The 7002-nt window shown below is 71.8% G+C and carries 7 protein-coding genes; 6 read left to right on the top strand and 1 reads right to left on the bottom strand.

Translation table 11 applies throughout. The features are described 5' to 3' along the window. The first annotated feature begins 195 nt into the window (after positions 1-195). A complete protein-coding gene (nhaA, locus tag EMA17_RS39590; protein WP_126642062.1) occupies positions 196-2082 on the top strand; it encodes a Na+/H+ antiporter NhaA in 1887 nt (628 codons plus the stop codon). A gap of 75 nt (positions 2083-2157) precedes the next feature. On the opposite strand, the gene cynR is transcribed toward nhaA, so the two are convergent. After that, positions 2158-3075 carry a transcriptional regulator CynR gene (gene cynR, locus EMA17_RS39585; RefSeq protein ID WP_126642061.1) on the bottom strand — a complete coding sequence of 306 codons (918 nt, stop codon included), beginning with the start codon at positions 3073-3075 and terminating at the stop codon, positions 2158-2160. Between the two features lie 211 nt (positions 3076-3286). On the opposite strand from cynR, the gene EMA17_RS39580 reads away from it, so the two are divergent. From EMA17_RS39580 to EMA17_RS39560, 5 genes are all read left to right on the top strand, one after another. Beyond that, complete coding sequence (locus EMA17_RS39580) at positions 3287-3898, top strand: carbonic anhydrase (RefSeq protein ID WP_126642060.1); 612 nt, start codon at positions 3287-3289, stop codon at positions 3896-3898. Between the two features lie 38 nt (positions 3899-3936). Next, positions 3937-4407 carry a cyanase gene (gene cynS, locus EMA17_RS39575; protein WP_126642059.1) on the top strand — a complete coding sequence of 157 codons (471 nt, stop codon included), beginning with the start codon at positions 3937-3939 and terminating at the stop codon, positions 4405-4407. A gap of 56 nt (positions 4408-4463) precedes the next feature. Next, positions 4464-4961, top strand: a complete 498-nt coding sequence (locus EMA17_RS39570) for a nucleoside deaminase (protein WP_126642058.1) — start codon at positions 4464-4466, stop codon at positions 4959-4961. Between the two features lie 134 nt (positions 4962-5095). Next, complete coding sequence (locus EMA17_RS39565; RefSeq protein ID WP_126642057.1) at positions 5096-5488, top strand: peptidase inhibitor family I36 protein; 393 nt, start codon at positions 5096-5098, stop codon at positions 5486-5488. A 304-nt stretch (positions 5489-5792) separates the two neighbouring features. Then, the gene (locus EMA17_RS39560; protein WP_126642056.1) at positions 5793-6995 is read left to right on the top strand and encodes a methyltransferase domain-containing protein; all 1203 of its coding nucleotides are present in this window, start codon (positions 5793-5795) and stop codon (positions 6993-6995) included. Positions 6996-7002: the final 7 nt, after the last annotated feature.

Raw genomic sequence — 7002 nt, 5'->3', positions numbered from 1 at the left:
CCTCCCCCACGGCCCCGGGAACCGCCTCCGTCTGAGCGGATCGCGCCCGTGGCGCGGGATCACGCCGGATCGACCCGATCCCGCGCCGGGTATGTCCCGGAAGATCACCGGCCGCGCGCCGGCGGATATCCTCTGACCCGGTTCGGCCGAGAAACGCCGGACACGTCACAGGGGACACGTACAGGGGGAGCAGGCATGACGCAGCCGCGCAACGGGGACGGCCTCTCGGGGCAATCCCTCGACGAGGGCGGGGCGCGCACCGCGCGGTGGGCGTTCATCCGCACCGAGAGCGGCAGCGCGACGGTTCTCCTGGCCGCCACGCTGGTCGCGCTGGCCTGGGCGAACATCGGCGCCGACTCCTACGAGTCGTTGTGGCACACGCACCTGTCGATCCGGCTCGGCGACTCCGGTGTCGCGCTCGACCTGCGCGAGTGGGTCAACAGCGGCCTGATGACGCTGTTCTTCTTCGTGGTCGGCCTCGAGGCCCGGCGCGAGTTCGACCTGGGCGAGCTGCGCGAACGGCGCCGGCTGACCCTGCCGTTGCTGGCCGGACTCAGCGGCATGGCCGTACCGGTGCTGATCTACCTGGCGATCAACGCGGGCGACTCCTCCGTGCACGGCTGGGGCGCGGCGATGTCCACCGACACCGCCTTCGCGCTGGGCATGCTCGCCCTGCTCGGCAGCCGGTTCCCGCGCCGGCTGCACACGTTCATCCTGACCGTGGCCGTGGTCGACGACTTCGTCGCCCTCGTGGTGATCGCCGTCGCCTACAGCGACCACATCGACGTATCCGCGCTGCTGATCGCGCTGGCCCTGCTCGGGGTGGTCCTGCTGCTGCGCGGTGCGCGGATCCGACGTGGTGCCCCGTACGGGGTGCTGGGCGTGATCACCTGGGTGGCGGTGCTGAAGTCCGGCGTGGACCCGGTCGTGGTCGGTCTGGTGCTCGGTCTGCTGACCATCGCCCACCCGGCGTCGCGGGCCGAACTGGAACGGGCCACCGGCCTGTTCCGCTCCTTCCGCGAGCAGCCGACCCCGGAGCTGGAACGCACCGCCCGACGCGGCATGGCGGCGGCCCTGTCGCCCAACGAGCGGCTGCAACGGATGTACCACCCGTGGACGAGCTACGTGATCGTGCCGCTGTTCGCGCTCGCCAACGCCGGGATCACGCTCGACGGCGGGCTGCTCTCGCGGGCCTTCACCTCGCCGGTCACGCTCGGCATCCTGTTCGCGTACGTGCTCGGCAAGCCGATCGGCATCATCGGCGCCAGTGTGCTGACCACCAGGCTCAGCGGGGGCCGGCTGCGTCCGCCGGTCGGCTGGGGCGCGGTGGTCGGCGGCGGCGCGATCGCGGGTGTGGGCTTCACCGTGTCGCTGCTGATCGCGACCCTCGCCTTCGAGGGCGAGCGGTTGGACGAGGCCAAGGTCGGCGTGCTCAGCGCCGTGGTGTGCTCGTTCGTGGTCACCTGGTTGGTGTCCGTGGTGATCTCGGCGCTGCCGCGCCCCGCCCGGTCGCGGGCGCTGCTCGGCACCGGGCAGAGCCTGGTCGACCTGGCGGTGCCGGTGGATCCGGATCGCGACCACATCCGGGGCCCGATCGACGCGCCGGTGACGCTGGTCGAGTACGGCGACTTCGAATGCCCGTTCTGCGGTCGGGCCGAGCCGGTCGTGCGTGAACTGCTGGCCGACTTCGGCGACGTGCGCTACGTCTGGCGCCACCTGCCGCTGCCCGACGTACACCCCCGGGCCCGACTGGCCGCGATCGCCGCCGAGGCCGCCGCGGACCAGGGCGCGTTCTGGGAGATGATGGACCACCTCCTCGAACACCAGGACGCGCTCAAGCCGAGCGACCTGATCGAACACGCGCGCACCCTGGGCCTGGACGTCGACGAGTTCCGCCTCGCGCTGCGCACCCGGCTGGGCGCCGATCGGGTCGCCGAGGACGAGGAGTCGGCGGACCTGAGCGGGGTGACCGGTACACCGACCTTCTTCGTCAACGGCCGCCGCCACCACGGTCCCTACGACATCGCCGGTCTCACCGCGGCCGTACACGCGGCCAAGGAACGCGCGCTGATGGACCGCTGAGCGGGCGCGCGCGGACCCACCCGCCTCGGTGGGCGCACGCGCGCACCCACCGCCTCGGGTCGGCGGACGCCGCGCTCACCCGGCCGATTCCGGGAAGTCGTCGCGGGCCCGGACCACGTCCCGGGTCAGCCGTTCGAAGGCGCGGGCGGCGGCACTGCGGTAGGCGCTCTCCCGGCGGAGCAGCACGACGGTACGCACGGGCAGCGGCGGATCGACGGCCACGGGGCGCAGATGCGGATGGTCGCGGGCGATCGCGTCCGGCAACACGGTGGCCAGCGGGGTGCGTCGGACGATCTCGGTCAGCGCCTGGATCGAGTTCGCCTGGACCGCGATCCGGGGCCGTACGCCGTGCCGGGCGAAGTACTCGTCGATGTGTCCGCGGGTGGCGAAGTCGTCGCTGAGCAGTGCCAGATGCTCCGCGTCCAGGTCGCGCACCGGCAGCGGCGGGGCGTCCGGAGCGGGAGTCGATCGGGTCGCGCCGACCACCAGGCTGAGCCGTTCGGTGCCGAGCGCGGTCCCGACCAGGCCCGGCAGGTGCGTGCCGCGAAACGCGATGCCCAGGTCGAACTCGTCCGCGGCCAGGCCGGATTCGATCCGGTCCTGGGTGGTCTCCACGACGTCGAGGGCGATCCCGGGATGGCGGGCGTACAACTCCTCGGTCAGCGGCCCGACCAGGTACGTGGTGAACGTCGGCGTGACCGCGAGCCGCAGGCCGCCGCGGGTCAGGTCGACCACGTCGTGCACGGCGCGTTCGGCGGCGGCCAGGTCCTGGAGGGCCCGGCGGGCGTAGTGCAGGTAGCTCTCGCCGACGTCGGTGGGCCGCACCGTGCGTCCGCTGCGGTCGAGCAGGCGCACCCCGAGGATGCGTTCGAGCTGCTTGATCTGCTGGGACAGGGTCGGCTGCGAGACGCGCAGTTCCTCCGCCGCACGGGTGAAGTTGCCGTGCTCGGCGACGGCGAGCAGGTAGCGGAGGTGCCGTAGTTCCGGGGCCATGCGGACGACTATAGGTGACGACTATGGCTTCGATGGGTACTGCGTCTTGGACACTATAGGCACAGGTCATGCATGGTGGATCCAGTCGGGCAGGAGCGCCTTCGGCTTCACCGTCGCCCGCGCCTCCTCGCCTCCTCGTCTCCTCGCCTTCGCCTTCGCCTTCACCTTTCGCCTTTCGCCTTTCGCCTCGCCTTCGTAAGGGAGCAGTGCCGTGCATCACCTCACCGCCGGTGTCACCCGGTTCCAGCGCGATGTGTTCCCGGCCAAGGCGCCGCTGTTCGACCGTCTGGCCCACGCCCATCGACCCGCGACGCTCTTCATCGGCTGCTCCGACGCCCGCGTGGTCCCGGAGCTGATCACCCAGAGCGAGCCGGGCGAGCTGTTCGTGATCCGTACGGCCGGCAATCTGGTGCCGGCCCACACACCGGGTGCGGGCGGCGGTGACGGGGTGGCCGCGAGCATCGAGTACGCGGTCGCCGTCCTCGCGGTCACGGACGTGATCGTCTGCGGGCACTCGGCCTGCGGGGCGATGACCGCCCTCGCCGAGGGCCACGACCTGGCCGGCACACCGCAGGTCGCCGACTGGTTGCGGCACGCGAACCCCGACCGGGCCCGCCGGACCGCGGACGGCTCCGACCGGGTGGGCGCCCTGGTCCGGAGCAACGTCGCCGACCAGCTCGCCAACCTGGCCACGCACCCGAGCGTGGCCCGCGCACTGGCCCGGCACGCACTGACCCTGCACGGCTGGGTCTACGACATCGGCTCCGGCGCGGTCACCGCGCTGGACGCCGCCACGGGCCGGCCGATCGCCCTGCCGGCCTGACCCTCCCCTCCCTCGCACCCTCTCGTAAGGAGTCCCCCATGCCGCACGCCCTGTTCGACCCCACCGCCCGGCGGCAGCTCGCCGCCACCGCCGTCGAGGCCAAGATCCGCAAGGACCTGACCTGGGAGCAGATCGCCGAACCCACCGGCCTGTCCGTCGCGTTCGTCACCGCCGCCGTCCTCGGTCAGCACCCGCTGCCCGCCGACGCCGCGCACGCGGTCGCCGAACTCCTGGACCTGGGACCGGACGCCGCGGCGCTGCTCCAGGCCATCCCCACCCGAGGCCCGGACACCCCGGGCCTGCCGACCGACCCGACCATCTACCGCTTCCACGAAATGCTGATGGTCTACGGCACCACCCTCAAGGCGCTGATCCACGAGCAGTTCGGCGACGGCATCATCAGCGCGATCAACTTCCGCCTGGACGTGCGAAAGGTCGCCGACCCGGAGGGCGGCGAGCGCGCGGTGATCACGTTGGACGGCAAGTACCTGCCGACCAAGCCGTTCTGAACTTCGGCCTTCCCGCCTCCTTCCACCCACCCGCACCCGAACGGCCAAGGAATCCCATGGACTTCGCCCAACGCACCATCGATCTCGCCCTCCGCAACGTCGAGGAGGGCGGCCGGCCCTTCGCGACGGTGATCGTCCGCGACGGCGAGATCGTCGCCGAGAGCGCGAACAAGGTGGCCCAGACCGCCGATCCGACCGCGCACGCCGAGATCCTGGCGATCCGCGAGGCGTGCCGGAAGCTGGGTACCGAGCATCTGACCGGCGCGACCATCTACGTCCTCGCCCACCCGTGCCCGATGTGCCTGGGCTCGCTCTACTACTGCTCCCCCGACGAGGTCGTCTTCCTGACCACCCGCGACGACTACGCGCCGCACTACGTCGACGACCGCAGGTACTTCGAACTCGACACCTTCTACGCGGAATTCGCCAAGCCGTGGGAGGAGCGCCGGCTTCCGATGCGGTACGAGCCGCGCACCGCCGCCACCGACGTCTACCGCGAGTGGCAGCGCCGCAACGGCGGCGAACGCCGGGTCACGGGCGCCCCCACCGCCTGATCCACGCACCGCCGCCATTGGCCGATTCCGGTCTACAGCACGGCGGTTCGCAGGTGCATGCTGTGCTGCGCGCCACATCGTCCGCACGTCGAGTACGAACCTCGGAACGGTTCCGTCGATGGAAGGGAGTGGTCGTGCGCATCGCCACAAGAAGGGTGACCGGTGCCGGCCTCGTGGCCCTCGCACTGTTGCTCGGCATGTCGCTCGCGCCCGGTACGGCCTCGGCGCGCGGCGGCTACGACCGCTGTACGTCCGGCTATTCGTGCTACTTCTCGGACACCGAGGGAGGCGGTGACCTGTGGTACGCCCCCGGTCCCGGATGTTGGAACCTGGGCACCTGGAATCCCCCGTTCAACGACCGCATCAGCTCGGTGTGGAACCGGGGCGGTGGGGTGGTGCACATGTACAACTGGGTCGGTCATTGGCTCTGGATCGACGATGTGCAGGTCGGTCAGCAGTGGAACGTGTATGGCGGTGACCGCCGCAACGATGTGATCGACATGGTCTGCATCGGCAGCACGCCCTGACCGTCGTGGCTCGTCGGTGACCCGTCGGTGCCCGGTCGGTGCCCGATCGCCGGCCCTCGACGATTCCCGACGCCCGATCGCCGCAGCCGTACCCCCGACGGCCCACCGGTTCGCCCGGCGGGCCGTCACGCATCCGCGCGCGAGGCGGCACGCCCTGTCGCCCGTCCCGCCGAAGTCTCCAACTTCCGTACCCGCCTTGACGATTACGCTTCGAGGTTTCTAGGGTGCGGTGAGTAGTGACCCTCCGGAAAGGTTGGTTCGTGATGGCCGCTCGGTCCGTCGTTCGCGCTCGACGGTGCGTGTCATGACGGTGGGGCCCGACACGCTGGCGGCGCTGCTCAAGCGCAAGGACGTGCTCCCGGCCGGATGGGAGTCGGTGTTCGGCATGGTGGCGCGCGAGGATTTCGTGCCCGCCCGGATCTGGCCGGACGACACCGAAGCGCTCCTCGATCGCGACCGGGATCCGGAGGCGTGGCGCCGCGCGGTCTATTCGGACCGGGCGTTGGTGACCCAGTGGGACGACGGCCGGCACTCCGGAACCGAGGCGGGCCGGCTGGCCACCTCGTCGGCGTCCACGCCCTCGACCCTTGCGGAGATGTTGTACGACCTCGACGCGGCCCCGGGGATGCGGGTGCTGGAGGTCGGCACCGGGACCGGGTACAGCGCCGGCCTGCTGGCCGCGCGCGGCTGCCGGGTCACCTCGATCGAGGTCGACCCGCACCTGGCCCGGCGGGCCCGGGAGAATCTGGCGGCGGCCGGGTTCGGCGATCTGGTCGAGGTGATCACCGGCGACGGCACGCTGGGCCATCGGGCGGGTGGGCCGTACGACCGGATCCAGGTCACCGCCGGGGTGCGGCGGGTGCCGGCGGCGTGGATCGAACAGGCCGCGCCCGGCGCGGTGATCGTGCTGCCGTGGGGTACCGACTACGGCAGCGGCGACTGCGCGCTGCGCCTGGTGGTGGGCGCCGATCGGCGTGGTGCGAGCGGGCCGTTCACGCTCGCCACGGCGTTCATGAAGCTGCGTGCCCAGCGGCCGGATTGGCGGCGCTACGGCGGCGCGGCGCTGCCCGACGACTGGACCGCCTACGCCCGGGCGACGACCACGACGTTGGGCTACGACGACGTGGTGGGCGGCCCGTTCGACCCGGTGGGCTTCGTGCTCGGCCTGTGCGTACCCGACTGCCTGGCCCGGCCGGTGCTGCACGGCATATTCGGCGCGACGTTGTGGCTCTACGGCGCCGACACCGGCCGGGGCCACTCGATCGCCGCGGCCGACTTCGGCGCCGACGCGCCCACCATCCGGCAGTCCGGCCCGCGTCGGTTGTGGCACGAGGTCGAGGCGAGTTGGCACTGGTGGAACGCCCGGGGCCGGCCGACCATCCACGACTTCGGCCTCACCGTCACGGTCACCGGCGACGGCGTCGTCGACCAGCAACCGTGGTACGGCGCCACCACGTTTCCGCTCGTCCCGCCGGCACACGACTGGCCCGCGCGGGGACGCGGTTGACGCCCGG

Source organism: Embleya hyalina (genome assembly GCF_003967355.1).
GTDB classification, from domain to species: Bacteria; Actinomycetota; Actinomycetes; order Streptomycetales; family Streptomycetaceae; genus Embleya; species Embleya hyalina.
The sequence above is the reverse complement of the archived record's forward strand: the minus strand, read 5'-3'. Positions and strand labels throughout refer to the sequence as shown.